Origin of the sequence: Eubacterium limosum (assembly GCF_000807675.2) — a bacterium.
Taxonomy (GTDB): Bacteria; Bacillota; Clostridia; order Eubacteriales; family Eubacteriaceae; genus Eubacterium; species Eubacterium limosum.
In genome coordinates, this window is sequence record NZ_CP019962.1 from 1,452,750 (window position 1) to 1,478,898 (window position 26,149).

Below are 26,149 nucleotides of genomic sequence, written 5' to 3' on the forward strand. Positions count from 1 at the left end.
GCTTTTTTATGAAACAAAGCGCACTGATCAAAGATAAAGGGCGGCTCCAGAGCCAGCCCTTTTATGTGTTTGTATGCCTGGTCATGCTGGGGCTACTGATCCTCTCAGCCCTGGCGGCGGTCACCATCGGCTCCATGGACCTGTCCATCCGGGATGTGTACAGCGTCATTGGCTACGAGCTCTTCCACCTGGACAGTCTGAGTGCCTACGCCAGGGGCGCGGCCCACAACGTGGTGTGGCTGATCCGCTTCCCGAGGGTGGTCATGGGGCTGGCTGTGGGCATGGGCCTGTCCATCTGCGGCGTGGTCATGCAGGCCATTGTCAAGAACCCGCTGGCAGAGCCCTATGTGCTGGGCATCTCCTCCGGGGCGTCACTGGGGGCGACCACAGCCCTGTTCTTCGGGCTGGGCGCTGTGCTCGGCGGCAGCGGTGTGGGCGTGTGCGCCTTCATCGGGGCCTTTCTGATCTCCATGCTGGTGGTGGCAGTGGCCAACATCGGCGGGCCGGCCAACTCCGTCAAACTCATCCTCTCCGGCATGGCCCTGGGCGCCCTGTGCCTGGCCTTCTCCAATTTTATGGTCTTTATGGCCAACGACCCCAACACCACTCAGCAGATCACCTTCTGGATGCTCGGCAGCCTGTCCGGGGCCAAGTGGGGCCCCACACTGGTCATCTTTGCCGTGGTGGCTGCCAGTACGCTCTTTTTCTGGAGCCAGCACCGCCCCATGAATCTCATGCTCCTGGGCGACGATGTGTCCATCACCCTGGGCACCAACCTGAACACCTACCGCCATGTGTACCTGGTCCTGACCTCGCTCATCATCGGCCTGTGCGTGTACGCCTCTGGGACCATTGGGTTCATCGGGCTGGTGGTGCCCCACGCGGTGCGCATGGTCTTTGGCACCGACCACCGCAAGCTGGTGCCCCTGAGCGCCCTGACCGGCGGCATTTTCCTGATCTGGGCCGACGTGCTGGCCCGCACCCTGCTGCCCGAGACCGAGGTGCCCATCGGGATTCTCGTGTCCATGGTGGGCGCGCCAGTGTTTATTTATATGATGATGCGTAAGAGCTACGGCTTTGGAGGTGGCGAATAATGGAAATCAGATCCCAGGATATTACCCAGACACTGGGCGGCTGTGAGATTTTAAAGGGCGTGAGCATTGACGTCCAGAGCAAAAAATTCATTGGGATCATCGGTCCCAACGGCAGCGGAAAGAGCACCTTTTTGAAGTGCCTGTACCGGACAGCCAGGCCCACCGGCGGCGTCATTTATTTTGACGGCGAGGCAGTGGACAGCCTCAGCTATAAGGAATCGGCCAGAAAAGTGGCTGTGGTGGCCCAGCACAATTACTATAACTTTGATTTTACTGTGGAGCAGGTGGTGCTCATGGGCCGGACTCCGCACAAAAAGCTCATGGAGCGCAACTATGCCGAGGACTATGCCCTGGCCCAGAAAGCCCTGGAAACAGTAGGCATGGAGGCCATGAAAGACCGGAACTTCTCCACCCTGTCCGGCGGCGAGCAGCAGCGCGTGATCCTCGCCCGCGCCCTGACCCAGGACACCCAGTGCCTGATTCTGGATGAGCCCACCAACCATCTGGACATTAAGTACCAGCTCCAGCTCATGAGCATTGTGAAAAAACTGAACATCACCGTCGTGTCCGCTATCCATGACCTCAACATCGCGGCCATGTACTGTGACGAGATCTATGTCATGAAAGACGGCCGCATCATCAGGAGCGGGCCGCCGGAGTCGGTGCTGACACCGGCGTTTATCCGGGAGGTCTACGAGATTCAGGCCGAGGTGATAAAGGACGCGAAAAGCGGCTTCCTGCACGTGCTGTATCAGCCGGAATTTTAAAACCATTCTGTAAAAAAGATGCTCAAAAGACTCAAAACAGCCGTCGTGGTGGTTTTGAGTCTTTTGAGCTTAAGGGCGCTGGTATGTTTTTTTATGCAGGTTTAAGCGCGGGTTCCCGCTTCCATAAAAACAGGGTGACCGCTGTGGCGCAGAGGTCCGCGGCCAGCTGGGCAAAAATCAGGCCTGTAAGACCCCACCGGCCTGTAAAAATAAACAGGAAGGGAATAAAGAAAATCCCCTGGCGGCAGACGCTTAAAATACCGCCCTGCTTCGCCTTGCCGGTGGCCAGAAAGTAGTTGCCGATGACAATCTGGAGCCCCAGAGTCATAAAGGCCACCCCATCCACCGACAGGGCGGTCCGGCCAATGGCCAGCACCTCAGCGGATTCCTGGTTGAACAGGTGGATCAGCGGCCCGGAAAAGACCAGGCACCCCAGGCCAAAGAGGATGTTGACCGCAGTGCTCCACAGTACGGCGGTGCGTGTGGCAGCGTTCACCCGGTCCCTTTGTCCTGCGCCAAAGCTGTAGCCCACCAGGGGCGAGTAGCCCTTTAAAAAGCCGTAGAGAGCGCTCACCTCCAGGGACATGAGCCGGTTGACAATGCCCATGGCCGCGATGGCCGCCTCGCCGAAGGGACGGGCTGCCACGTTGGTCAGGCCCACAGCCCCGCCGGACAAAAACTGAAAAAAGCAGACCGGCAGCCCGATCTTGACAATCTGGGCGTAAAGGGCCCGGGAGGGTTTGAAAAAGCGGGGCGACAGCGTCAGAAGGCTTCCTCCCCGGCGCAGACAGAACAGGTAAATCACCGAGGAGAGCATCTGAGAGATCAGGGTGGCTGCTGCCGCGCCCGCGACGCCCATGCCAGCGCCAAAGATCAGGACAGGGTCCAGCACCAGGTTGGTAAAGCCACCGGCCAGCATGGCCGCAGTGCTCATGGAGGCGGCCCCCTCGGCCACCAGAAGGTTATTGAGGATCATATTAAAAACATTAAAAACAATCCCGATAATATAGAGGATACCATAGGCGCGGGCATAGGGCAGGATGGAATCAGTGGCGCCCAGGGCGCCCATGAGCGGGTCAAAAAACAGGAGCATGGCGCCAGCCAGCAGGGCAATGACCGCCACCCCGGTGAGGATGGCCGTACTGCTGCAGGCCGCTACGGCCCTGTAATCTTTTTGTCCCAGGAGGCGCGAAATGTAGGAGCCTGCGCCCGACCCGAACAGCAGGCCGATACCCGTGCCCACCATGGTCAGGGGATAGAGGATGGAAACCGCCGCAGTCTCCAGAGTGCCCAGCCGCCCGATAAAAAGGGCGTCCACAAGGTTATAAAGCGCGGATACCAGCATGCCCGCCATGGTAGGGATACCCAGCCTCAGCAGGGCTTTTTTTACATCTTCTGTTTCCAGAAGGGCCAGTCTTTTTGAATTTTCATTCATGGGTGATTTTTCCTTCTTTCTGTTTAGGAGTTAAATATTTTAGGTGCTATAAAGTATAGATACTAAACAATAAGGGTAAAAAAAGAATCAGGGCGCCGCAGGGCGCGGCTCATTCCTTCAGCTTTTCGTCGATGGACGCCTCAAAGGCCGTCAGGTAAGCTACCATGCTGGTGTAAAGCGCGTCGGGCATTTCCTCCAGCAGCTTCTGGGCAGTGTCATTGCCCTCCTGGTGGTACGCCTGGTGCGTCTGGTAGTTGATCTGTCCGTCCTCAGTCAGGGAGAGGACCACCTCGGTGTCTGAATCCGGGGAAACCTTTTTTTCCACAGTGCCCTTGTCCACCAGCCGGTAAATCATCTGGGAGGCAGCCCCCTTGGTGACGCCCAGAACCTGGGCCAGGGTGGTGATGTTAATGCCCGGATGGTCGCCCACCGCGGCGATGGTGTGTATTTCAGCCTTGGTCAGCGGGATATCGGTACCGTAGGTTCTTTTTTTATTGTCCCACTGGTTATATTTGTGGATGATCCGGCCGATGAGCTCAATGATCTGGGAATGGTCTTTCATGTATATGCCGTCCTTACTGTTTTGTTTGCATACTGTATAGCAGCTATACTAAATATAAGCCTTTCCTGGGCTTTTGTCAACCGCAGTGTAAAAAATTAAGACTTTTACATAAAAAAAATAAAATATTATTTAAACATGTGCTCAAAAGACTCAAAAGCATAAAAATGGCTGTTTTGAGCCTTTTGAGCAGGTTTCTCTGAGGTGTAATAAAAAAATAGTCTGATAACAAAAGATTATCCATCAGTTAAACTTTTAACAATTGTTGACTTAAACAGCAGTTCATTATATAATGCAAACCATATCACGACGACGGTCGGATATAAAACTATTTTGAAGGGGTGTGTTGATAAAAAACTATCGATCAATCTTTGACGTGGTCAAGGAAGAAACCAATATTGTGACGGCTGCCCGCTTTTACGGGATGGCAGTTGACCGGCATGGGAGGGCGCTGTGTCCATTTCACAGCGACCATCATCCCAGTCTGTCTTTTAAAGACAACCGGTTTACCTGCTTTGCCTGTGGGGCCAGAGGGAGCGTCATTGATTTGGTTATGCAGATTTTCCATATTTCTCCATTAGAAGCGGCAGTTAAACTTCAGGAAGATTTCAATCTAAAGGTGGAGGTCAGAGGTCAAAGCCATAAGGCCAACGACGTTGCGGCGAAAGGAGAGGCGGATACAAGAAGCGTGAAGCAGGAAACGAACGGGACGAAAAGCGCACAGCGCAGAGCGAAACCAACGAACAGCCTGTACAGCCCTTCGCGTATGACGGCTCCGACGGACAGCACGGAGGCGGTACTGGCAGCGGCGCTCCGGGACCGGCTGACAGATATGGAAGCATACTATAGCAGACTACACCGTGAACTATGCGAAAATACTGAGAAATATAAGCCTTGCAATTCACTGGAAACCGTCCAAGACAAGTATGTCGAGGCCATGTTTCAATTACCCGTGGTATCCTACTATTTGGATATCCTGGACAGCGGGACGCCATCCGAGAGGGTGGAGCTTTACCGCGCGTATAAAAGAAAGGAACTTATACAGTATGAAAAACGATAGAACACAGCGACATAATACAGATGACATTGAGGCCATGAAAGGCCTTTTAACCGAAGAAGAACGAAAAGATCTGATCATTGAAGAGACCAAGAAAAACATTGAATTCAAGCCCATCATCTCGTTTGATGACAGCGCAGGCAGCACCGTGCCGGCATTTCCAGTGGAGAGCCTGCCCGGTGCAGTACAGGACTTTGTCCTGGCGGCCGCTGCCAGCATCGGGGTGCCGGTTGCCATGACCGGCAGCGCGGCCCTGGGCGTCCTTGCAGCCGCGGTGCAGAAGAAGGCCAAGGTGAAAGCCAAGGGAGACTGGACAGAGTCCCTGTGCCTTTACATCCTGCTGATTGCCCGCTCATCGGAGCGGAAGTCCCCGATTATGCGTAAAATGACCAAACCCATCGAGCTTTATGAGGAGATGGTCAATGCCAAGATGGCCGAAGACATTGAGGAATACGATAATCAGGAGAAGTTTTTTAAGAAGAAGATCAAGTATCTGGAAGGAAAAGCCGCCCGGGGCGTCATTGACTACACCGATGCCCAGAAGGCCAGAGAAGAGCTGGCAGCACTTGAGCCAACGCGCCCCCTGCGCCTGACAGCAGGCGATGTGACCCCCGAGGTGCTGGTCAACCTTTTGGAAGAGAATAACGAGCGCATGGCGATTTTTGCGGCAGAGGGGGGCCTTTTCGGCACCATGAGCGGCCGCTACAGCGGCGCGGTCAACATCGACGTGTTCCTCAACGCCTATTCACAGGACAAGATGACCGTTGACCGGGTTGGCCGCCGGACCCGCATCCTCAGAGACGCCCACCTCACCATGGTGATGGCCGTACAGCCCCATGTGGTGTGTGAATTTGAGGCCAAAAAAGAATTTCAGGAGCTGGGCCTGACAGGCCGGTTCCTGTACGCCATGCCCGACAGCCTTGTCGGCACCAGAAACAGCCGGGAGGCACCCGACGTCCCGCCAGAGGTGGAAGCAGCCTACTGCGAGCTCGTCACCGAGCTTCTGGCCATGGACGCCGGGATTAAAGGCGGCGTGATGCTTGAGATGACCGAGGAAGCCAGAGACCTGTTCTTTGACTTCGACTATGACACCGAGAGCCGCCTGACAGAAGACTACGAATGTATTGAGCCCTTTGCTGGAAAGGTCAGTGGCACCGTCCTGCGGATGGCGGGCATTCTTCACTACGCGGCCCACGGCCCCCGGGCGTCTGAGATCAGCATCAGCCGTTCGACCGTGGCCAAAGCCATTGACCTGGCAGAATATTATCTGGCAGAAAAGCTGCGGATCTTTAACATGACAAGCAGCGACGCCGAAACCCAGGCCGCGGCCTACGTCCTTAAACGGATCCTGACCGCGGGCAAAGACAGCCTGACCAAACGGGAGATCGCTCAGCGCTGTAAGGGGAAGGGCATGCACGCAGACGATGTGGAATAGCCACTGGCGCTGCTGGCAGCCCACCACTATCTGGTGCCCGTACCGGCTGAATATGCCGGAACCGGACGCCGGAGCATCCGTTATTTTATCCACCCCGAACTCCTCAAAACAGAAGCCGCCGGGGAAGAGGACCACAATGCCCTCGTGCCTGTGATCACACCGGCAGAACCGGGGGGCTTTATACAGGAGGAAAGGGCGGTGACGGTTTAATGAACAATGTCGATACGCTGGCCGTTTATGATATCCAACAGGGCGGCAGGCCCCCGGCCAATACGGCAGAGGCAGCCTGCTCGCCGCAAAAATATCAAATTCAAAGCACGGTTAAAAACATTCTCGAGGACATAAACGCCAGCAAAGCGCTGGAAGCTGAACAGATTCAAAGAGCAGAAACCCTCAGGGAAGTCGACGGGGAACTGAAATCCGTCGCGATTGAAATGCTCGAAAACAGAGTGTCTCCCGACAAAATTATCCTGAAACTCAGCAATATCATCATGCACCTGAGTGATGACAAAGCATTTTATAAGAAGGTTCAGGCATTGGTGCATAAAAATTACAGCGATCGTTAATATATAAAAACAGGCATCCGAAAGGGTGCCTGTTTTGAAATTTAATATAGAGAATACAGTCTCAAAAGGCTCAAAACCAGAATCATATACGGTTTTGAGCCTTTTGAGCGGGTGTTTCTAAAAACAGATTTAATTTTCAATGAGGCCCAGATCCATTTTCCAGGCGAGCACCCGTTTGACGGAGGCATTGATCTGATCTTCGGAGAGGGTTTTGTTTTTTACTGCCTCGATCACCGCTGGGATCTCGATGGTATAGCGGGAGCTCAGGATCATGTCGTTGCCGGCGGCCACAGCCTGCACGGCTGCGGTATCGGCGCCGTAGGCCTTGGTGATGGCCTCCATGTCCAGGTCGTCGGTGAGGATAACGCCGTCAAAGCTCAGCGTGTCCCGCAGAACCTCGTGTACTTTTGGGGACAGGGATGCCGGGTGGTCCGGGTCCATTGCCTCAATCACATTGTGGTTGACCAGAACACTGCCTGCGCCGGCCTGGATGCCTGCTTTGAAGGGAAGAAAATCCTGGGCTTCAAAGGTCTCAAGGGGGCGGCTGTCCCGGGAGAAATCCTTATGGGTATCAGCGCCGGGGCCATAGCCTGGAAAATGCTTGAGCACAGAGCCCATGCCGTCTGAGTCCATGGCGCTTACTGTGGCTTTTGCGTAGTCGGCCGTGGTGGCTGCGTCTCTTCCGGTGGTCCGGGAGTAGATGTAGTCCGCGGGATTCTGTGAAATGTCACAGACCGGGGCGAAATTGACGTTGATGCCCAGGGATTTAAGCAGCGCGTCCTTTTCATGAGCGTCAGCGGTGACAGCGTCCATGCCGCCGTTTTGCAGCAGAGTCTGGGGAGATGGGAAGATCTCGGCCCGGAGCGCGGGGTTACCGCTGACACGCACCACGTCGCCGCCCTCCTCGTCGACTCCAACCAGCATGGGAATCTTCGCCGCGTCCTGGCAGGCGTTGATTTCAGCCCGGATTTGGTCGGGGTTTTTATCCTTAAAGTCGCGCCCGAAAAGGATGGTGCCCCCAAACTGCCAGGTTTTTTCGTCCTCGGGGGCGGCAGGGCCAGAATAGCGGGCAAAGAACATCTGCCCCACCTTTTCCTCAAGGCTCATGCCGGCCAGGAGCTTATCTGCCCGCAGGCTGTAAAAGGCTTTCTCCGCCGCGTCTGAAGTCGTCAGGACTTCCAGCTTTCTGGCGGGGAGAGGGGTGTCCCCGGCCTGGAGGCTCTCGGGATCGGTGCCGGTTTTTAACGTGATTTTGACCTCTGCGCCAGTTTCGGGCAGGCGGTCCTGCGGGAGCCCGGTAAGGTCAAAAACGCTAGTCACAGGCTCCTGGGCGTCCTCAGCCCGGTAAAGGAGGGTGAGGGTGGCGTCATCGCTTTTCAGCACATAGCCTGTAAAGGTGACTGGGGAAAAGAGCTGGGACAGGGTGAGGGCCGGCGAGCAGCCTGTGATCAGGAGCCCGGAGGCGGATATGATTAAAAAGAGTGTTAAAAGTCGTTTCATGAATGTTTCCTTCTGCAAAATTTACCCCCTGTTTCAGGGACGGGTCTATTGTACCATATTCTCGTTGAAATGGGGGTCTTTATTTTGGTAAGGTGGGTACGGTTGCTGTAAAAATAAAAGTGGCGCCGCCCAAGACTGTGCCTTTTATCCAGATAAGAAAAAAGGTCCAGGCGCAAGCTGGGAGCAAGAGCGACCAGCGCTCTCAGTGCTACTGCGAAGCGGTAGCACCCTAAGAGGGACCTGGTCACGTCAAGGAAAACAGATGATCCACGGTTTGTTATGATTCGTATTTCATACGAAACAAACCGATAACATCTGCGAAACCGATTCACACCATACCCCTTCGGGGCACGCGAATCAAAGATTTGGGTTCTCTGGTTCCCGCAGGACGCTTTTTTTTCTTAGGTAAAAGGCTTCGTCTCTTGAGTTTTATAACGTTTTAACACTTCTTGTAAAAATGGTCTGCGATTAAAGAAGGCCTCCGCACAGCTTTGCGGGGGCCTTCGCTTTTAGGAGATGTTTCAGCAGGAGGTAATCCTATCCGCGGCCCACTTCGGTGTTGTCATGTTTTCGGTCGCGGAGTGCTTTTACGGGGGATTCCTTGTCTTCATAGCGGTAATCCTCGCCGTTTTTGTCAATGTATTTTTCAATGACTTCATGGGACGGCACATAGTCGCCGTTGACCATTTCCTGGTATTTAAAGAAGCGGTAATCCTTGGGCAGTTTGCTGCTGTCTTCATAATCTTCGCCCTTTTTACCCAGGTTCGCCTGTTTGGCGAGGACGTCGCGGACGTATTCTTTATTGGAGGTCAGGTGCAGAAGCTTCGGGAAGTGCCCGTCGACGACCTCGTTCCATTCTTTCTTTTCATATTTTTTCAGAAGCTCGGCGGCCTTGTGTAAATGGCCGATTTCCTTCTGAAGCTGTTCTTCCCACAACAGCTTGATGATCTCATTCTTTTCTTCACGGTAGAAGGAGTAGTACAGATAGGCTTCAACATAGTCGTGAAGCAGCAGATTTTCCAGCCAGGTACAGTTGGGGTCCAGCAGGCCGCCGTAGTGGGTGACATGCTGTTCTTCAACCATACCGATTTCAAGGTAGAGGCTGCGGCCCAGACCGTCCGGATAACGGTTGCCCACGTTCATGTAAAAGTTCATGGTCTGCTGTTCGCCGGCGACGATGATCATGGTGTTGAGCTTGGTCTGAATGTCGGCGGTCTTGGAGTCGATGGGGCGGTTGACGGTGTCAAAGGGATGTCTGTGATGGGCGATGGTGGGGCGGCCAGGCATGATTTCGGTATAGCCTCCGACCAGCTCCTCGGCCTTGATGCCCTTGTCCATTTCCAGCAGGTCGGCATAGCGGTACAGGTGGTCAAAATCTTCCAGCAGGGCAAAGTCCATGGCCTGCTTCACATAGTCGTCCGGTTCATTCTGCGCCAGCCAGGCGGTCAGGTCAACGGCCAGCTGTTCATAGCCGATGGCCATTTCCAGAACAGATTCATCAGCCGGCGGCAGCCAGTTGATCATTTTCTGCTGCTGCTGTTCAATACGGCGTGTCATGGCCAGTTCCCGGCGCAGATCGTTATCCGTGCAGTTGCGGTGGAACTGGTGGGCAAACAGAGCTGCCTCCACTTCGATTCCGTTCATCAGGATGATACGCGTCTTGGTGTAGGGGTCAATCTGATCTTTTGCGTAGGGAATCGGTGTCAGTTTCTTCCAGTCTTCGGCCTGCTTTTCAACAGGAATACCTTTTTCGTCAAATGGGTTAAAGCTACTCATAAAGAAAACTCCTTTTCTGGTGATTATTTAAAATGAATTCAATTATTACTTACCCATCATTTTTTTGGATGTAACGCAGGAAGTAAAGGTTTAAAGCAACTTTTAAGGAGAAAATTCACTAAAATGAAATGGTGGGACGATTAAAAAGAAAAGGCAAATCTCATACTTTTAGCGAGAGTTTGCAAAGCAAGGCAACTCTGTTTGTATAGCGAAAACATAAAAGGAAAAGTTGTTTTTAACATTAAAGACAGACACAGGGTAAAGAAAAAGCACTTCCCGTTTTGGAGAAATGCTTTTTATCGAATGGTTTAAGCTGAACCTCAGCGTTTCTGATGGGCGGCCAGAAGCAGTGCCATGGCGACGCTGTTGAGCTTGGCCTCGGCCGTGTCGGCGCGGGAGGTCAGGACGGCGGGTTTTGCGGTGCCCATGACAACTGCGCCGCTCTTGGCGCCTGCCAGATAGGTCATGGTCTTCCAGAAGATGTTGCCTGCCTGGAGGTTGGGCATGAGCAGTACGTCGGCCTTGCCGGCCACAGGGCTTGTGATGCCCTTGTGCTCAACGGACATTTCGGAGATGGAAAGGTCCATGGACAGGGGGCCGTCGATGATACAGCCCTTGATCTGGCCGCGTTCATTCATCTTTGAGAGCACTGCCGCGTCATAGCCATCAGGCATGTTGGCGTTGACGGTTTCAACGGCGCTCAGGCAGGAAATTTTCGGCATCTCACAGCCCAGGGCATTGGCCAGGGTGGTGGCGTTGCCAATCATCTCGACTTTATCCTCAAGGGTAGGGGACACGATCATGCCGCAGTCTGTTGCCAGGAAAACCCGGCCCAGCGCGGTGGCTTCAAAGGCGGTAACGGCATTTAAGAGTTTGCCGGTCCGCAGTCCGTGCTCCTTGTTCAGAATGGCTTTCAGGTAGGTTTTGGTCTGGAGCAGGCCTTTCATGACAATGTCGGCCGCGTCGTTGCGGGCCAGCCCGACTGCCACGTTGGCTGCCTGGTTTTCGTCCTTTATGTCAACCACTGTGTTTTCTTCCAGATTGCATCCGGTTTCCTTGGCAAAATACTCGATTTTGGCCGCGTCGCCCACCAGAATGGCGGTTCCGAAGCCATAGTCATTCATCATTTTAACCGTCTGTAAAACAGGCAGGTCGCCGGCAGCGGCAACGGCCACAACGGCTTTTTTGGTCTGGGCCTGTTTGATCAGCTGGTCACGCATTTCCTTGAAATGGTACATATTGTCCCCTCGCTTTCTAAAATAACCTCTTATAACTAGTATACAATATAATTATACTGTTCTAACACTCAGCCAACAAGGAAAAGAAAGGATAGAAAATTGTGTTCAGGAGTAAAATATAACCATTATAAACGAGAAAAGGTAAAAAATTGTTCCTTAAAGAGGCAAAATTTTAAAGGCTTTCATTGACAGCCTGATTAGGGGCTGTTATGATGAGAGAAAAGAAATTTTAATCCTGAAACAGGAAAAAGGAAGCAGTAAGATGAAAAAATTTTGTTGTCTGTTCATGCTAGTGGTCCTGATTTTTACCCTGTCGGCCTGCGGCCCGTCAGAGCAGAGTGACCCGCATACTGAAAAGCTGGCAAACGCGGAGGCGTTCCAAAATGAAGGCGGCCTGGATTTTACCTTTGACAGCCTGCCGGAAAATATGGGAGCTGCCCGTTACTCGGTGGTGGACGGGGCAGTGGCTCAGGTGCAGTTCATCCGCGACAACCGGACTTATATTGTCAGAAAGGCCCATTATTCACGGTCTGCGGATATCAGCGGGGTCTACACAAGCTTCAGCGATCAGGCGGTGTTCCTGCAGAAAGGGGATATTCTCACCAATACAGGCACCATTGACGTCTACTTTACCCCAGTCAACAAGGATGCGGGCGAGGCGCTGGCCTGCTGGGTAACACCAGATGATTTTGCCTATTCGGTCTATTGTCCTGAGAATGTCGGCGTTAAGGATCTGAAGGCGCTGGAGGGCGTCTGCCAGGCGGTGTCCTGAGGTTCAATTTTTAAAATTTGGGTAATCCTTAATCAATACGATTAAGGAGAAACGCATGCAAAAAGGACGTTTAGAAGCCTACACCGACGCGGTGCTGGCCATTTTAATGACAATTTTAATCTTGGGAATAAAAATTCCGGATGAGCCTACCTTTGAGGCGCTTTTTAAAATAAAGGAGCAGCTTTTTGCCTATATCCTCAGCTTTCTGCTCTTTACGGTTTACTGGAACAATCATCACCATATGTTCCAGCTCGCAGAGAAGATCAATGGAAAAGTCATGTGGGCCAACTCCTTCTGGCTCTTTTTCCTGTCCCTGATTCCAGCAGCCACCAACTGGGTGGGGACCTTTATGGGCGGCTTTGCGCCGGAGATCACCTACGGCGTGCTTTTTATGCTCGTCAGTATTTCCTATTTTCTCCTGAACCATATCCTGGCAGCGGCAGGCGGCGTGGACTCAGCGGTCTACAAGGCCATCGAGCATGACCGGAAGGTCCCGATCACCCTGGTGATCAACGTCATCTCATTGGGGCTTGCCTTTATCAATCCTGTGCTCACCCTTGTGGGCTGCTATGTGGTTATTTTTATCTGGTTTATTCCCAACCGGCGGGTGGAAAAGTTTTTTTAAAACAGAAAGCCTGTCCTCAAAAGACTCAAAACCTTAAACAGCAGGGTTTTGAGTCTTTTGAGCATAAGGGGCGGTGTGTTAATAAATTTCAGCAGTCAGCTTTTGTCTGAGCGTTAGGACGCCCTGACGGTGAACTGGCTGTTGTACAGGTCGGCGTAAAAGCCGTTTTTTGAAAGAAGCCCCTGGTGAGTGCCCTGTTCCACGATGGTCCCGTTCTGCATCACAAGAATGTGGTCAGCGTCGATGATGGTGGACAGGCGGTGGGCGATGACAAAGCTGGTGCGCCCTTTCATCAGGTGGTCCATGGCCTTCTGGATTTCGAGCTCGGTCCGCGTATCGACGCTGGAGGTCGCCTCATCCAGGATCAAGATGGCCGGGTCCGCCAGAATGGCCCGGGCGATGGTCAGCAGCTGCTTTTGCCCCTGTGAGATATTCGAGGCTTCATCGTTCAGGATGGTCTGGTAGCCATTTGGCAGGGTGCGGATAAAGTGGTCTGCCCTGGCGGCCCTGGCAGCGCTCACAATCTCCTCTTTGGTGGCGGCGCCCCGCCCGTAGGCGATATTATCCTCGAGGGTCCCGCCAAAAAGCCAGGTATCCTGGAGCACCATGCCAAACTGTGAACGCAGGTCGCCCCGGCGCAGATCGCGGATGTCAATGCCGTCGATCAGGATGCGGCCGCCGTCCAGCTCGTAAAAGCGCATGAGCAGATTGATCAGCGTGGTTTTGCCCGCGCCGGTCGGGCCGACAACCGCAATCTTTTCCCCGGCCTTTACATCAATGCTGATATCCTTCATCAGCAGACGGTTTGGGCTGTAGCCAAAACGGACATGTTCAAACTGGACATCGCCTTTGGGATCGGTGAGTGATTTAGCCGGAGAGATGTCGGGCACCTCATCCTCCTCATCCAGCACCTCAAAGACACGTTCGGCCGAGGCGATGGCAGCCTGCATGGAGTTAAAGATATAAGCTGCCTCGGTAATCGGCTCAGAGGCCTGGTTGACATACTGGAAGAAAGCCTGGATAACCCCAAGGGACAGCCGTCCCTGGATGACGAAGAACGCGCCGAGGACCGCGATCAGCACATAGCCGATCTGGTTCATGAGGCGGATCAGCGGGTTGACCGCGAAGGTGATGAACTGGGCATTGCGGCTGGCTGTGTAGAGGCGCTCATTGACCTCCTCAACGGTTTGGGTGGAGGCGTCCTCGCGGTTAAAGGCCTTAATGACCACCTGTCCTGTGAAGAATTCCTCGATATGGCCGTTTAATTCGCCGAGGGTTTTCTGGTTTCGGGCAAAGCAGTGCTGGCTGCGGCGGGCCACCAGAGCGGTAATGACCATACCGATAATGATCATCACAAAGGCGATCAGCGTCAGCAACGGACTGATGGACAGCATCAGGATCACCGCGCCGATAATGGTGACCACTGTGATGATAAACTGCATCAGCCCCTCCTGGAGCGTGTCCGCGACTTTTTCAAGGTCGTTGGTGGTACGGCTCAGGATATCGCCTTTTTTATGGTTGTCAAAATATTTCAGGGGCATCCGCGCAAGCTTGGCGCTCAGGGACTCCCGCAGAGTCAGGGTCAGCTTCTGGGATACGCTGGCCATAAGGTATTGCTGCAGATAATTAAAGGCAGCGCTGAGAACATATAAGCCCAGCAGCAGCCCCAGTATCTGGCCCATGGCGCCAAAATTAATGGTGAAAGTGGTGCCGGTTTCAACGGCGTGCCGGACGCTGTCAAAAATCTGGTTGATGGCCTGGCCGATTACCATAGGGGCAGCCAGGGTAAAAGTACAGCTGAAAATGACAGAGATAATGACAATGATCAGCTTTCCCTTTTGTTCCAGGAGCTTTGAAAAAAGCCGTTTGGCTGTCTTTCCGGCATAGCGCGCCTTCTCGGCAGACATGCCGCCATCAAAGGAGAGGACTTCGGTTTCCTGATGTTCACTCATGCTAATTCCTCCTTACTTAACTGTGATTCCGCGATTTCACGGTAGACCGGACAGTTTTCGAGCAGCTCGCGGTGGGTGCCCTTTCCGGCAATGATGCCGTTGTCCAGCACAATAATCTGGTCTGCGTCCACAATGGAGCTGACCCGTTGTGCCACCACAATGATGGCAGCGCCGTGCACTTCGGCCTTTAAAGCGGCACGGAGGTTGGCGTCAGTCTTAAAATCCAGCGCGGAAAAGCTATCGTCAAAGATATAGACATCCGCTTTTTTTACGAGAGCCCGGGCAATGGCGAGTCTTTGCTTCTGCCCGCCGGAGAAGTTGTTGCCTCCCTGGGCCACACGTGTCTCGTAGCCGTACTTCAAATCGCCGATAAAGGCGTCAGCCTGGGCGATACGGGCTGCCCGGCGCAGTTCATCCATGGTGGCGTCTTCTTTCCCGTAGCGCAGGTTGTCGGCAATGGTGCCGGAGAATAGAAAGGCCTTTTGGGGGACAAAGCCGATCTTATCCCGGAGGGCTTTCTGGGACAGGGTTTTAATATCTACCCCGTCGATGGCGATGGTGCCGGCCTGGATATCATAGAAACGGGGGATCAGGCTGGCGATGGTTGATTTACCCGAGCCGGTGCCGCCGATGATCGCAGTGGTTTCCCCAGCCCTGCAGCTGAAATTCAGATCACTTAAGACAGGCTCCTCCGCGCCCTGATAGCAAAAGGTCACATGGTGGAAAGCCAGCTTTTCTTCAGAAAGCATGGCGGTCAGCTCGGCCGGAGCGTCAGCGATCTCAGGATCGAGATCCAGAACTTCAGAGATACGCTTTGCGCAGGCTTCAGCCCTCGGGATCATGGTAAAGACCATCACAGCCATGACCAGGTAAAACAGGATAAGCATGGCGTATTCGATCACGGCCATAATATCGCCGATTTCCATGGCGCCCTGTCCGATCTGTATGCCTCCGAACCAGATGATGGCCAGGGTACAGAGGTTTAAGAGCATCAGGACCAGAGGCATGGCAACAGCGAAGATTTTGTTGATGCGGATTGCGGTCTGTGCGTAATCCTCAAAGGAGGTGTTGACACGCCTGCGCTCAAAATCGGTCCGGTTGAAGGCGCGGATCACCCGAACCCCGGTAATGTACTCCCGCATAAAGCGGTTGATCTTATCCATTCCGGTCTGCAGGAGGCCGAACAGGGGCATGGTCTTGCGCTCAATGATGACCGCCAGAATCATGAACAAGGCCATGGTCACTACGATAATGCCGCCCATAAAGGCATTTTTGGAAAAGGCCAGGATCAGGCCTGCGATGGCCATGATCGGGGCAGGCAGCATCATCTGAAGCACCATGATCAGAGCCTGCTGAATCTGATTGACGTCACTGGTGTTGCGTGTGATCATGGACGCGGTGCCTATGCTGTTAAAATCGTTGATGGAGAAGCGCTGGGCCTTTCTGAACAGCGCGTTTCGGATATCCCGCCCGGTGCCGGACGAGAGAATGGCCGAGAACCAGGTGCCTAAGATAGCAAAGACCCCGGTCAATACGGCAAAAAGCAGCATGATGCCGCCGGTTCTGATGATATAGGGGATATCCCCATAGACGATACCGTTGTTGACGATATCTGCCGTGAGGGTGGGGATATAGAGGGTTCCCAGTGTCTGCAGAAACAACAGCACAACGACAAGGATGAGTGTTTTACGATATGGAATTATAAATTTGAATAATCGAGTCATTTTATCTCCTTCCCATAGGTATTGTACTCCGGTTTGATGTATGTTACTATAAACTGTAGAGTAACTGTACAGTCAAGCAGAAAGATGAAAAAAATTAGGTTTAAGGAAGGCTAAAGCATGGAAAACAAGGGAATGCTGACCATCAGCGAATTTGGAAAGCTTGCAGGTGTCAGCCGAAAAACACTGATATACTATGATAAAATCGGCCTTTTCTGTCCCGAGGCAGTGGATACTGAAAGCGGATACCGCTATTATTCTTATCCGCAGCTGGATGTTATCAGTGCGATTTATGCCCTGAAAGAAATTGGGACGCCCTTAAAAGCGATCAAGATTTATCTGGATGAGAGAACCCCTGAAAGGCTGGTGGCGCTCTTTGAGGAGCGAAAGGCCAAGATTGACGCGGAGATCCGCAGCCTCAAGAGGATCAGCGATATGATGGGGTCCAGAATCGAGATGACCCGCGCCAGCAGTACCATTGACACGGAACGGATCTCCGTAGAATATATGCCGGCTGAGCGTATTTTTATCAGCCCGGACATCTCAAACGTCGATGATGAGTCGATCTGGGATGTTATCCAGGAGTTCTATGAGTACTGCGCGCTCTACAACATCAGCTATGGCTATCCGGTGGGGGATATTGTGTCCATGGAGAGCCTGCTGAAGGGTGAATGGCATTTCCCGACCTGGTATTTTGCAAGGCTGGATGAACCCATGGCGCTGCCGCACATTGGCCTCAAGCCTGCGGGCTATTACGCAGTGGGCTACATCTACGGAAATTATGACAGCGTTGATGAGCTGTATGAGCGGATCAATGCTTATATTGAGGAAAATAGCCTGGCCATTGACGGCTGCGGCTACCGGGAATCCATATTGGATGAGATCGCTGTCCGGAACCCGGATGATTATCTGTTTAAGGTATCTGTAAAGGTAGAAAAGCCGCCGGAGGAAGATAAAAAATAAGGACCCGGGAAATTCCCGGGCCTTTTGAGTCTTTTGAGGATGTTTTTTTAAAAGAAAAAAATTTGTGCAGTCCCTGAACTCGGGTTAAGAGGCAAGGACTGTTTTTGCCAGCAGCTGTCCGGCGATGACGCCGGCAAGGCTCAGAATCAGGTTGAGCCCGGCATTGGCCGCTGCGGTTATCCAGGCACCCTCGCCGATCAGGCTCATGGTCTCGTAGCTGAAGGTCGAGAAGGTGGTAAAGCCGCCTAAAAGACCAGTGGTCAGAAAGAGACGCATCCTGGGCGAGAGGCCGGCGCTCTGGAGGCTCCACTGCATAATAAAGCCCATGAGCAGGCCTCCGAACACATTTACGCACAGGGTTCCGAGAGGCAGCCGGCTGTCCATAAAGCGGGCAATACCGCTGGAGATAAGATAGCGGAGCGCGGCGCCTACAAAGCCGCCCACGCCTACAGATAAAACTTCAAACATGCTGTTACACTCCTTGTCAAAAAATTAAAAAGCTCCTGCTTCCGTAAGAAACAGGAGTCATCAGCATTATGCGGTTTAGGCGAACTCCATCGCCCTGAGACCATTATAACGGAACGCGCTGTCCGTGTAAAGATGAGAACAATTTCAGAAATTTATTTTTTCATAATATATTGTAAGGCGCCGCTGGGACAGGCTTCAACAACAGACTTTACCTCCTCGGCTGGGGCGTTGTCGGGCAGAATCCAGGGCCTGCGGCAGACCTTGAATACCTCTCCGTTGCCGTGGGTACAATTACCTGAGTGGCAGCACATGTCTTTATTATAGAAAACGTCAATATCCTTGCCGGTGTATTTTTTATAGCCTTTTTCAATCAGTTCTTTTTCAGTCAAAGTTATTCACTCCTTTATTGGATTTAAAAAGATTCTTGTTTAATATATCCATTTTTAGCCGCCTTAAACAAAAAGAACCTCCCATATGGGAGGTTCTGATTATTCTGTTTTATTGGGTTTTATGACCGAATTGATGGCGTCCTTGATCTGATCGGCAGGATTACTTTTCTTTTTCGCTTCTTCCTCGGCTTTTTTAGCCTCCTCCTCAGCCTTTCGTTCGGCCTCGCGGGCTTCTTCTTCAGCGATGCGGGCGGCCTCCTGGGCGGCTTCCTGCTCCTCAACCTTTTTTCTCACCTGGCTGATCGCAAAATTCATATCCGTCTGGGTATCGGGGTTTTCAAGCTGAGCCACCAGCTCCTGAGCCTCGTCGCAGGCATCCGAGGAGGCGTCCTCAGAAAGCGCGTTTCGGGCCGACCCGTCTGTAAACTGGGCGTTGAGCAGATCGTTGATCTGCTTGTAAATATTGTACTGGTTTTGAGCGTCGGCAAAATCCTGCCGGACCGCTGCCGTGAAATCTGTTTTTCCCATGGCGTCCAGCTCGGCCAGATTTTTATTGATATTGTCAATCTGGAACGGCTGTATGGTCCTCACGACCACGCGGGACCCGTCTTCCTTTGTCTGATAAAGGGCAGAAACCCCATTGATGGCATCGGCCATTTTCTGGGCAGTGGAGGTGCGCTGCAGCAGAAAGCTGCGCATGGCCTCGTCCTTGACCTGATTGGCTTTTTTAATGCTGTCAGAGATCTGGCCGGTATTCTGCGCAACGCCTTCGGCCAGCCCTGCATCGTTTTCAGTGAAAAGTGCGTTGACAGACTGAACCGCCCGGTTTTGAACCAACAGCGGTATATGATAAACAGCGGCGCCGATCCCGGCAATCACAGAAATCAGCAGAAGCAGTAAAATAATGGTGAGTACTTTACCGCGAAGCGCCATTCGTTTCCATAGTTTTAGTGGTTTCATCAGCATTTACTCCTAAATGTTGTGGGTATCTTTAATCTTATCAGAACTTGTGCCGATTTTCAATTGGAAATAAAAAAAGATGGGTGCTTACCCATCCTAGCGTGTCAAAAAAGTGGCACAGACCGAGACTACGCCTTTTATCCAGATAAGAAAAAAGGTCTAGGCGTTGAGGTGAACGGCCAGGAATCGTGCCCCTTTACCGTCACAGCCGGACACCGGCGAGATCAGGCATCCAATTTAGTAAAGAAGCTATCCGTGTGAAGGTGGTGCCCGCAGGACGCTTTTTTCTTCCTTAGGTAAAAGACTTCGTCTCTCAGGTTTTTTGCCACTCTGAGATGGGTGCTTACCCATCCTTTATATAAAGTTTCTAATTCTTGGGGTCAGGCGCCATGGGGCTGAAAAAGGTTTTTCGGGCAAAGGCTCCCAGATGGCGGATGACAACAACGATCAGAATACCGGTCAGCAGGCAGAGCACCCGGTTGATAATAGCCGAGGTAAGGTCAAAGAGCACCAGCGATGCGAAAAGAGCGCTCATGAAGTTAATGACCTGCTGATATTTATAAGGCTTGGCAAACTGGTAATTGCCGATATAGCCCAGAACCAGGATCAGAACGCCGCCATACCCTTCGGGCACCAGCATTTGGAACAGCAGCACGAAAAGAACAATCCCCGCCAGTGTGGCGATGGAACGGTGCTTGATCCGTGTGAGGGTTTCACCGTAGTCAATCTGCGTCAGCGACATCACCACAATGCTGATCCACAGCGGCTTCTTAAGGCCGAAGGCCATCCCGATAAACATGGCCAGAGTAAGGCCCAGCGTCATTTTCAGAATAAAAGCCTGGTCCTTTTTCCGGCAGAGCAGGGCCTGCTCCTTCAGACTGCGCTGTCTGGCAGGGTCAAAGCCCTTTATTTTCCAAAAAACCGCAGTGACAACGGCTGTGATGGCAGCGCCGGTTAAAAGCCCGGCCATTCTGAGGACAAAGGCGTGTCCTGTCACAGGAGTGGATTGGCAGAAAATATAGCAGAGTAAAAAGATAATGTGCGGTCTGAGCACAGAGGGCTCCGAGCAGAAGGCCATCATCAGATAAATAAAAACAAAATTCAGCAGAAGGCCCGCCCACACGTTGAGAAGAGAAAGGGCAGAAACCAGACCTGAGCCTGCGAAAAAGAAGAAAAGCAGAAAGGTCATGGAACCGGGCTTCAGCTCCATATCACAGACTGGAAAGGTCAAGAGGGCAACGATAATGGCAATGGATGGCAAGAGATTTTCCTGACCAAAGAAACGCGCAAAAAGGTTAATAAAAAGAAGGATGAACGCAAAACGTGCCGTATTGATAGAGAATGTTTTAAATCCGGCTTTTACCGTCGTCTTATTTAATGTCAAGCAGTATTCCTCCAATCTTTTATTGATCACTTATAAATAATATGATAACGGAATAAAGGACAAAAAACAAGAACGTCAATTTAGAGGAATTTTACTGAATCCGATTGCAATTTTGCGTTCAATGAAATAAAAACAATGAATTGAAACTTTTTGAAACGCTTGTTAAAAAAGCTTAAGAAAAGCTTTTTAATAAACTACCATTCGGCCAGATCCAGCACCTCAGTAAAAAAGTCGTCATGATCCTCATAAATGGTCTGAGGAGCATATTCCTCAAAATCCTCTTCATTGTAGACGACGCTGACCTGTACGCCGGTATGAATGGTCATTTTTGCCAGGCGGCGCGCTTGCTCCTTCAGCTTGTCACCAGCCTCAGATTTGATGGCGATGCAGCCGGGTTTGTCGAATTGTCGGGCGATTAGATAAGCCATTTTGATTCATTCCTTTTTATTTTATTATAGCACAGGAACAGGCAGTACGGCCAAGGGATGGGGATAAAAAATAGTCCTGTCAAAGAGAAGAATCCGTTTTCAGCGAAAAGAAAAACATTTTTTAATATAAATATAAATTATAAATAACGTTTAAAGACCCATGAAATGGGTAAAAGCCATTGAAATGTGTTAGTTTGACAATACTTCTTAAAGGGGTGTACAATCTATAAAGTAAAGCTCTAAAGTGTTACACGCCCAACCGTGCATTTGAGCTATGACAATATTAAGGAGAATGAATATGAAGCTTGAAGACAATCTGATGATTCAATTTTTGAAGAAATTTGATGAAAATCCGTTTTTGATTAAAATAAACGGAAAGGAAGTTTTAGTGGGCGAGGGCGAGCCGACTTTCGTAGTCCGGTTTAACAAAAGTCTGGACATAAAGGAGCTCAGGCGCAGCACCTCGCTGGCACTGGGCGAAGCCTACATGCGCGGCGATATCGAAGTGGAAGGCGACCTTTTTCAGGCGCTTGACCAGCTTCTGGGCCAGATGGATAAATTTTCTCTGGACAAATCTGCCCTGAAAAAGCTGATCTTCACCTCGAACTCCAAGAAAAACCAAAAGGATGAGGTATCCTCCCACTACGATATCGGCAATGATTTTTACAGGCTCTGGCTGGACGATACACTGAGCTACTCCTGCGGCTATTTTAAAAATCCAAACGATACCCTTTATGACGCTCAGGTCAATAAGGTCGATTATATCCTTGAAAAGCTGTACCTGAAAGAAGGAATGAGCCTTCTGGATATTGGATGCGGCTGGGGATTCCTCCTGATCGAGGCCGCCAAAAAATACGGAATCAACGGCGTGGGCATTACCCTGAGTCTTGAGCAGCACAAGAAATTCAGCGAGCGCATTGCAGAGGAAGGGCTGGAAGGCCAGCTGACAGCGGAGCTGATGGATTACCGGGATCTGCCAAAATATGGAAAAACCTTTGACCGTATTGTCAGCGTAGGCATGGTCGAGCATGTGGGGAGAGACAACTATGATCTTTTCCTGTCCTGCGCGGATAAGGTGCTGAACCCCAAAGGGCTCTTTCTGCTGCATTATATCAGTGCTCTGGAGGAACATCCGGGTGACCCGTGGATTAAGAAGTATATCTTCCCGGGCGGCATGATCCCGTCACTCAGAGAAATGATCAGCCTGGCTGCTTCGCGTCGCTTTTACGTCATTGATGTGGAAAGCCTCAGACGGCATTATACCAAGACCCTGCTCTGCTGGGACAAGAGTTTCAGAGAGCATCTGGATGAGGTGCGCGAAATGTTTGACGATGAATTTATCCGTATGTGGGATTTATACCTCTGCTCCTGCGCAGCAACCTTCCACAATGGCATCATTGACCTGAGCCAGATTCTGATGACCAAGGGCGTGAATAACGACCTGCCAATGACCAGATGGTACTAAAAATTAAAAAGAGAACCGTAAAATTCCGGTTCTCTTTTTTGTTTGAAACTGGGTCATTCGTCTACCCGTTTTAGGGGGTTGGACGCTTTCATTTTGATAAAGAGCGGCACATACTCCACAATCACTGAGGCGTTTTCCAGGCCGTACCATTGCACCGGGGAACCGGCGACACGGCGGATCATATATTTTAAGGAAACAGCGGCCCAGTCTGAGGGATGAATGTCACTTTCGGGTACCAGCATTTTGCGCAGAATGCAGAACCGGAAATCCCCGACAGTGCTGTTGTCGCCGATGGAATACCGGCGCTGCTGTGGCGGGAGCTCATGGCTGGTAATCAGATCGCCGACAATCTGGCGCAGATAGACATTGATACGCTGGTCTACTTTAAAGCCGAGGTACAGCTTTACCCTGAAAAGATAATCTGTGCCAAAGCTGTCAACGGTATACTCCCGGGTGTAGGGCTCATCGGTCACACTGACGCTGACAAACCAGTAGGCTCTGGCCCGTTTTGTCTTTTTGTCAAAAATAGAATATAAAATGTCGCGGTCGATGGTGTCGCCCTCGGTTTCATTCATCAGGTAGACCAGATTATCCGATACTGTGATGAGCCTGTTGTCTCTGTGAACATCTCCAAACATGTTGGTATAGTCCGAAATGTGCAGCTTAAGGGCCTGAGAGCGCTCGATGTCTGTTCCACGGTGCCATACCGCCATAATCGCAAAAAGAATCGTCGCAATGAGCAGCGCCACATAACCGCCGCTTTCAAATTTTGAAAGGCTTGAGAGAAAAAAGGTCCCCTCCAGCCCGCCAAAAAAGACAAGAAAAATAAAAGGAAGGATTCTCAGACCTTTCAGACAGCGCAGATACATGAACAGCAGCAGCGTGGTCATGAGCATGGTCAGCGTAATGGCCAGCCCGTAGGCAGATTCAAGCCGCGCGCTGGAACGGAAATAAAGAATGACGCCGCTGCAGGCCAGCCACATGACCAGATTGACCAGGGGAATATAGAGCTGTCCCTTAGTTTCAGAGGGATAGGTGATGCGCATGTGCGGCATAAGGTCAAGGCTGATCGCTTCAGATACCAATGTGAAGGTGCCAGTGATGAGAGCCTGAGATGCGATAACTGCTGCCAGGGTGCTCAGAAGCACGCCGAAAATACGGATATTGTCTGGGAGCATCTGGAAAAAAGGGTTGAGATCAGGCAAAGTGCCCAGTGTGGTATTCCCCTTGTTTGCCATGAGCCAGGCGCCCTGGCCCAGATAGTTCAGAATCAGACAGACTTTGACAAAGGGCCAGCTGGCATAGACATTGCCCCTTCCCACATGGCCGATGTCTGAATAGAGCGCCTCAGCCCCGGTGGTCGCCAGGAACACACTGCCGAGAATCATGACGCCGGCCTGGTTATTCGGGCTGAACAGAATAGCGGCGCCTCTGAGAGGATTAAAAGCCCTCAGAATTTCCCAGTTGCCAGCCATGTTGGCAATGCCTGAAATGGCCAAAAAGAGAAACCACACAGTCATGACCGGGCCAAAGGACTTACCGATGGATTTGGTACCAGCCCGCTGGACAAAGAACAGAAGCGCTATGATGGCAAGCGTAATCATGACAATACGGCTCTGCTCGTCGCCCAAAAAACGGTAGATAAACGGCAGACTTCGGAGGCCTTCAATGGCTGTTGTAACCGTGACAGCCGGGGTGAGAATACCGTCGGCCAAAAGCGCCGCGCCGCCCACCATGGCAGGGACAATGAGCCAGGCCTTGTATTTTTTGATCAGGCTGTACAGCGAAAAAATACCGCCCTCACCGTGATTGTCGGCCTTGAGCGCGATAAGGACATACTTAACCGTAGTAAGAAGCGTGACGGTCCAGATTACCAGGGACAGTGCCCCAAGGATCAGGTTGTCATCAATGGAGTTCAGCCCGCCGTTACCGGCAATGATAGACTTCATAACATACATCGGCGAAGTGCCGATATCACCGTAGACGACGCCAAGGGCTACAATGGAAGCGCCCAGGCTAACAGGAATTTCTGTCGATTTTTTTAAGTGTCTCATTTTAATCCTCTACTTTTCCTCTTGGTGTATTAAAAAGACAACCTCCGTGTTGCAAGAAACTGCGGACACGAATGTTTCGAATACTTATACCCTTTTATCAGAAAATTTATATATTTTTAACAAGAAATTTATGAAAAGTCATAAAGTCATCAGGCCCGGCAGAATCTGCCGGGCCTGATGCAATTCCTTAACGGTTATACCAGAAGCCTTTGAACAGGGTGACACCCATATCAAGGAGGAGACAAAAAAGAATGACTGCCATAAAGAACAGGTTAAAATAAGTTAAAATGCCTGTGATTACCTCGTTTGACAAGATGGGGGAAGCCCCTGCGATAAAAGCACTGTTTAAAATCTGTTGGCTGGATAGAAGGACTAAGGTCAGAGCTGCGCTCAGAATATCAGTGACAACGGTGACGATCGCCAGCCTCTTAGTGTACCGACCTTCGTAGAGCTTAAAACTCTCCCTCGCAATACCGAGGATGGTGAGAGCAACAAAGATATACCACAGTTGGTGAATGAGGTCTACATTAAACACAGGGATAAAGGGCTGATCCGCACCGAATTTTGCGCAGATAATCTGAGGAGCGGCCAGAAAGATTACACAGAAGATCACAGAAAAAATGATACCGGCAATGGGCTCTCCCTTTGGAATGACCGATTTCTTTTCTGGAACCGGGGGAAGACTGTCAAGCTCACTGCCGCCAAAATTAAGGGCGATGTTTTTTCGTTCAAAGACCGCGAAAATAAAAGTGACTGCGCCAAAAGCAGCGATAAGGCCAGTGATCAGTGTACCGATCCATGAGAAAAGGGTGAAGTACAAAGCTTCACTGCTGTCTGTGAAAAATGAGATAAATCCAGAAAGGACAAGCCCGAAGGTCACAGAAGCCAGAACAATGCCAGTAACCATTTTGTATTGGCTGTAATAGGCAGGGCCGATAAGGTGGTCGCGGCCTTCAGGCATATATCTCATGGCCAGTTCAGACGGGGTTCCCAGCTCGGTGAGAATGACCCGGACATCACGATCTTCTGGCATCAGGCCACCGCAGCGGGCATCCAGCATATCTTCAATGAGCGAGTGCAGTTCTTTATCAATATCGTTTCGCAGTCGGGCAGGCAGCCGCCTTGTAACCGCGTAGACATACCGATCAATCAGTTCGTTTTTCATTTTTCTTCCTCCTCAAAAATCTGGTTTATGCTGTTGACTGTTTTATCCCAATGTTGTTTTAGCTGCTGGCAAATTTCATTGCCGAATTCAGTCGTCTGGTAGTACTTTCGTGGCTTTGGTCCGTCTGTCTGCCAGGAGCTTTCGAGAAGCCCCTGGCTTTCGAGGCGTCTGAGCAGCGGGTAGAGCGTATTTGCCTCTGCCGCAATACCCTTTTCATTGAGTGTATTTACCAGACTGTAGCCGTACATAGGTGTTTTTAGCTGGCTTAGTACACAGAGAACCAGCGTTCCCCGGCGCAGCTCGGATACCATACTTGATAAAACACTATCCTTATCCAAATGGCAGGCCTCCTTTATTTGTTGTTAATCACATTATA

25 protein-coding genes and 1 riboswitch are annotated in these 26,149 nt (G+C 51.5%); of the genes, 10 read left to right on the top strand and 15 right to left on the bottom strand.

The genetic code is table 11. From position 1 onward, the window contains the following. Positions 1–8: 8 nt before the first annotated feature. The gene (locus B2M23_RS06755) at positions 9–1,094 is read left to right on the top strand and encodes a FecCD family ABC transporter permease (RefSeq protein ID WP_052237433.1); all 1,086 of its coding nucleotides are present in this window, start codon (positions 9–11) and stop codon (positions 1,092–1,094) included. Then, positions 1,094–1,861 (top strand): ABC transporter ATP-binding protein, encoded by a 768-nt coding sequence (locus tag B2M23_RS06760; protein ID WP_038353712.1) that lies wholly within the window; start codon positions 1,094–1,096, stop codon positions 1,859–1,861. Before B2M23_RS06755 ends, B2M23_RS06760 begins: the two co-directional genes overlap by 1 nt. Before the next feature lie 91 nt (positions 1,862–1,952). Here the strand turns inward: B2M23_RS06760 and B2M23_RS06765 are convergent, their stop codons facing one another. Next, complete coding sequence (locus B2M23_RS06765) at positions 1,953–3,296, bottom strand: MATE family efflux transporter (protein ID WP_038353711.1); 1,344 nt, start codon at positions 3,294–3,296, stop codon at positions 1,953–1,955. 109 nt (positions 3,297–3,405) lie between these two features. Then, positions 3,406–3,858: a MarR family winged helix-turn-helix transcriptional regulator gene (locus tag B2M23_RS06770; protein WP_052237432.1), complete on the bottom strand. Its 453-nt coding sequence runs from the start codon at positions 3,856–3,858 to the stop codon at positions 3,406–3,408. A gap of 343 nt (positions 3,859–4,201) precedes the next feature. Between B2M23_RS06770 and B2M23_RS06775 the strand changes: the two genes are divergently transcribed. From B2M23_RS06775 to B2M23_RS06785, 4 genes are read left to right on the top strand one after another with little or no spacing between them, the layout of a single operon-like run. Beyond that, positions 4,202–4,915, top strand: coding sequence for a CHC2 zinc finger domain-containing protein (locus tag B2M23_RS06775; protein WP_052237431.1), 714 nt, complete (start codon positions 4,202–4,204; stop codon positions 4,913–4,915). Next, positions 4,902–6,347 carry a YfjI family protein gene (locus B2M23_RS06780; RefSeq protein WP_038353710.1) on the top strand — a complete coding sequence of 482 codons (1,446 nt, stop codon included), beginning with the start codon at positions 4,902–4,904 and terminating at the stop codon, positions 6,345–6,347. Before B2M23_RS06775 ends, B2M23_RS06780 begins: the two co-directional genes overlap by 14 nt. Positions 6,348–6,380: 33 nt before the next feature. After that, positions 6,381–6,557, top strand: a complete 177-nt coding sequence (locus tag B2M23_RS21125; protein WP_167617806.1) for a hypothetical protein — start codon at positions 6,381–6,383, stop codon at positions 6,555–6,557. Then, on the top strand, positions 6,557–6,913 hold the full coding sequence (locus B2M23_RS06785) for a hypothetical protein (RefSeq protein ID WP_038353709.1): 357 nt from the start codon (positions 6,557–6,559) through the stop codon (positions 6,911–6,913). The genes B2M23_RS21125 and B2M23_RS06785 overlap by 1 nt, the downstream gene beginning before the upstream one ends. Before the next feature lie 129 nt (positions 6,914–7,042). Here B2M23_RS06785 and B2M23_RS06790 read toward each other — a convergent pair whose 3' ends face one another. From B2M23_RS06790 to B2M23_RS06800, 3 genes are all read right to left on the bottom strand, one after another. After that, on the bottom strand, positions 7,043–8,413 hold the full coding sequence (locus B2M23_RS06790) for a glycoside hydrolase family 3 protein (RefSeq protein WP_038353708.1): 1,371 nt from the start codon (positions 8,411–8,413) through the stop codon (positions 7,043–7,045). A gap of 537 nt (positions 8,414–8,950) precedes the next feature. Next, on the bottom strand, positions 8,951–10,189 hold the full coding sequence (locus tag B2M23_RS06795; RefSeq protein ID WP_038353707.1) for a hypothetical protein: 1,239 nt from the start codon (positions 10,187–10,189) through the stop codon (positions 8,951–8,953). Between the two features lie 320 nt (positions 10,190–10,509). Further along, entirely contained in the window at positions 10,510–11,427 is a 918-nt protein-coding gene (locus B2M23_RS06800; RefSeq protein ID WP_052237430.1) for a bifunctional enoyl-CoA hydratase/phosphate acetyltransferase, read from the bottom strand. Positions 11,428–11,689: 262 nt separating this feature from the next. On the opposite strand from B2M23_RS06800, the gene B2M23_RS06805 reads away from it, so the two are divergent. Next, positions 11,690–12,199 (top strand): hypothetical protein, encoded by a 510-nt coding sequence (locus B2M23_RS06805; RefSeq protein ID WP_038353706.1) that lies wholly within the window; start codon positions 11,690–11,692, stop codon positions 12,197–12,199. 55 nt (positions 12,200–12,254) lie between these two features. Next, positions 12,255–12,824, top strand: coding sequence for a TMEM175 family protein (locus B2M23_RS06810; RefSeq protein ID WP_038353705.1), 570 nt, complete (start codon positions 12,255–12,257; stop codon positions 12,822–12,824). A 113-nt stretch (positions 12,825–12,937) separates the two neighbouring features. On the opposite strand, the gene B2M23_RS06815 is transcribed toward B2M23_RS06810, so the two are convergent. Both B2M23_RS06815 and B2M23_RS06820 read right to left on the bottom strand, forming a co-directional pair. Continuing rightward, the gene (locus B2M23_RS06815) at positions 12,938–14,776 is read right to left on the bottom strand and encodes an ABC transporter ATP-binding protein (RefSeq protein ID WP_038353704.1); all 1,839 of its coding nucleotides are present in this window, start codon (positions 14,774–14,776) and stop codon (positions 12,938–12,940) included. Next, positions 14,773–16,500, bottom strand: a complete 1,728-nt coding sequence (locus B2M23_RS06820) for an ABC transporter ATP-binding protein (protein WP_038353703.1) — start codon at positions 16,498–16,500, stop codon at positions 14,773–14,775. Before B2M23_RS06820 ends, B2M23_RS06815 begins: the two co-directional genes overlap by 4 nt. Positions 16,501–16,617: 117 nt before the next feature. Here B2M23_RS06820 and B2M23_RS06825 point away from each other — a divergent pair, with 117 nt between their 5' ends. Continuing rightward, the gene (locus B2M23_RS06825) at positions 16,618–17,460 is read left to right on the top strand and encodes a MerR family transcriptional regulator (protein WP_038353702.1); all 843 of its coding nucleotides are present in this window, start codon (positions 16,618–16,620) and stop codon (positions 17,458–17,460) included. Positions 17,461–17,544: 84 nt separating this feature from the next. Here B2M23_RS06825 and crcB read toward each other — a convergent pair whose 3' ends face one another. The 5 genes from crcB to B2M23_RS06850 all read right to left on the bottom strand — a co-directional run bounded on the left by crcB (position 17,545) and on the right by B2M23_RS06850 (position 21,089). Then, positions 17,545–17,928 (bottom strand): fluoride efflux transporter CrcB, encoded by a 384-nt coding sequence (gene crcB, locus B2M23_RS06830; protein ID WP_038353701.1) that lies wholly within the window; start codon positions 17,926–17,928, stop codon positions 17,545–17,547. 44 nt (positions 17,929–17,972) lie between these two features. Further along, positions 17,973–18,031, bottom strand: a riboswitch (Fluoride riboswitch). Positions 18,032–18,080: 49 nt separating this feature from the next. Beyond that, positions 18,081–18,317, bottom strand: a complete 237-nt coding sequence (locus B2M23_RS06835) for a (4Fe-4S)-binding protein (protein ID WP_038353700.1) — start codon at positions 18,315–18,317, stop codon at positions 18,081–18,083. A 99-nt stretch (positions 18,318–18,416) separates the two neighbouring features. Further along, on the bottom strand, positions 18,417–19,277 hold the full coding sequence (locus tag B2M23_RS06840; protein WP_146209134.1) for a hypothetical protein: 861 nt from the start codon (positions 19,275–19,277) through the stop codon (positions 18,417–18,419). Positions 19,278–19,644: 367 nt separating this feature from the next. Then, entirely contained in the window at positions 19,645–20,661 is a 1,017-nt protein-coding gene (locus B2M23_RS06845; RefSeq protein ID WP_081571126.1) for an FUSC family protein, read from the bottom strand. 194 nt (positions 20,662–20,855) lie between these two features. Beyond that, the gene (locus B2M23_RS06850) at positions 20,856–21,089 is read right to left on the bottom strand and encodes a DUF6718 family protein (RefSeq protein WP_038353698.1); all 234 of its coding nucleotides are present in this window, start codon (positions 21,087–21,089) and stop codon (positions 20,856–20,858) included. A 298-nt stretch (positions 21,090–21,387) separates the two neighbouring features. Here B2M23_RS06850 and B2M23_RS06855 point away from each other — a divergent pair, with 298 nt between their 5' ends. Then, positions 21,388–22,554: an SAM-dependent methyltransferase gene (locus tag B2M23_RS06855; RefSeq protein WP_038353697.1), complete on the top strand. Its 1,167-nt coding sequence runs from the start codon at positions 21,388–21,390 to the stop codon at positions 22,552–22,554. Between the two features lie 53 nt (positions 22,555–22,607). On the opposite strand, the gene B2M23_RS06860 is transcribed toward B2M23_RS06855, so the two are convergent. The 3 genes from B2M23_RS06860 to B2M23_RS06870 all read right to left on the bottom strand — a co-directional run bounded on the left by B2M23_RS06860 (position 22,608) and on the right by B2M23_RS06870 (position 26,111). Then, positions 22,608–24,608, bottom strand: a complete 2,001-nt coding sequence (locus B2M23_RS06860) for a KUP/HAK/KT family potassium transporter (RefSeq protein WP_038353696.1) — start codon at positions 24,606–24,608, stop codon at positions 22,608–22,610. Between the two features lie 187 nt (positions 24,609–24,795). After that, complete coding sequence (locus B2M23_RS06865; protein WP_038353695.1) at positions 24,796–25,773, bottom strand: hypothetical protein; 978 nt, start codon at positions 25,771–25,773, stop codon at positions 24,796–24,798. Then, entirely contained in the window at positions 25,770–26,111 is a 342-nt protein-coding gene (locus B2M23_RS06870; protein ID WP_038353694.1) for a PadR family transcriptional regulator, read from the bottom strand. The genes B2M23_RS06865 and B2M23_RS06870 overlap by 4 nt, the downstream gene beginning before the upstream one ends. Positions 26,112–26,149 lie beyond the last annotated feature (38 nt).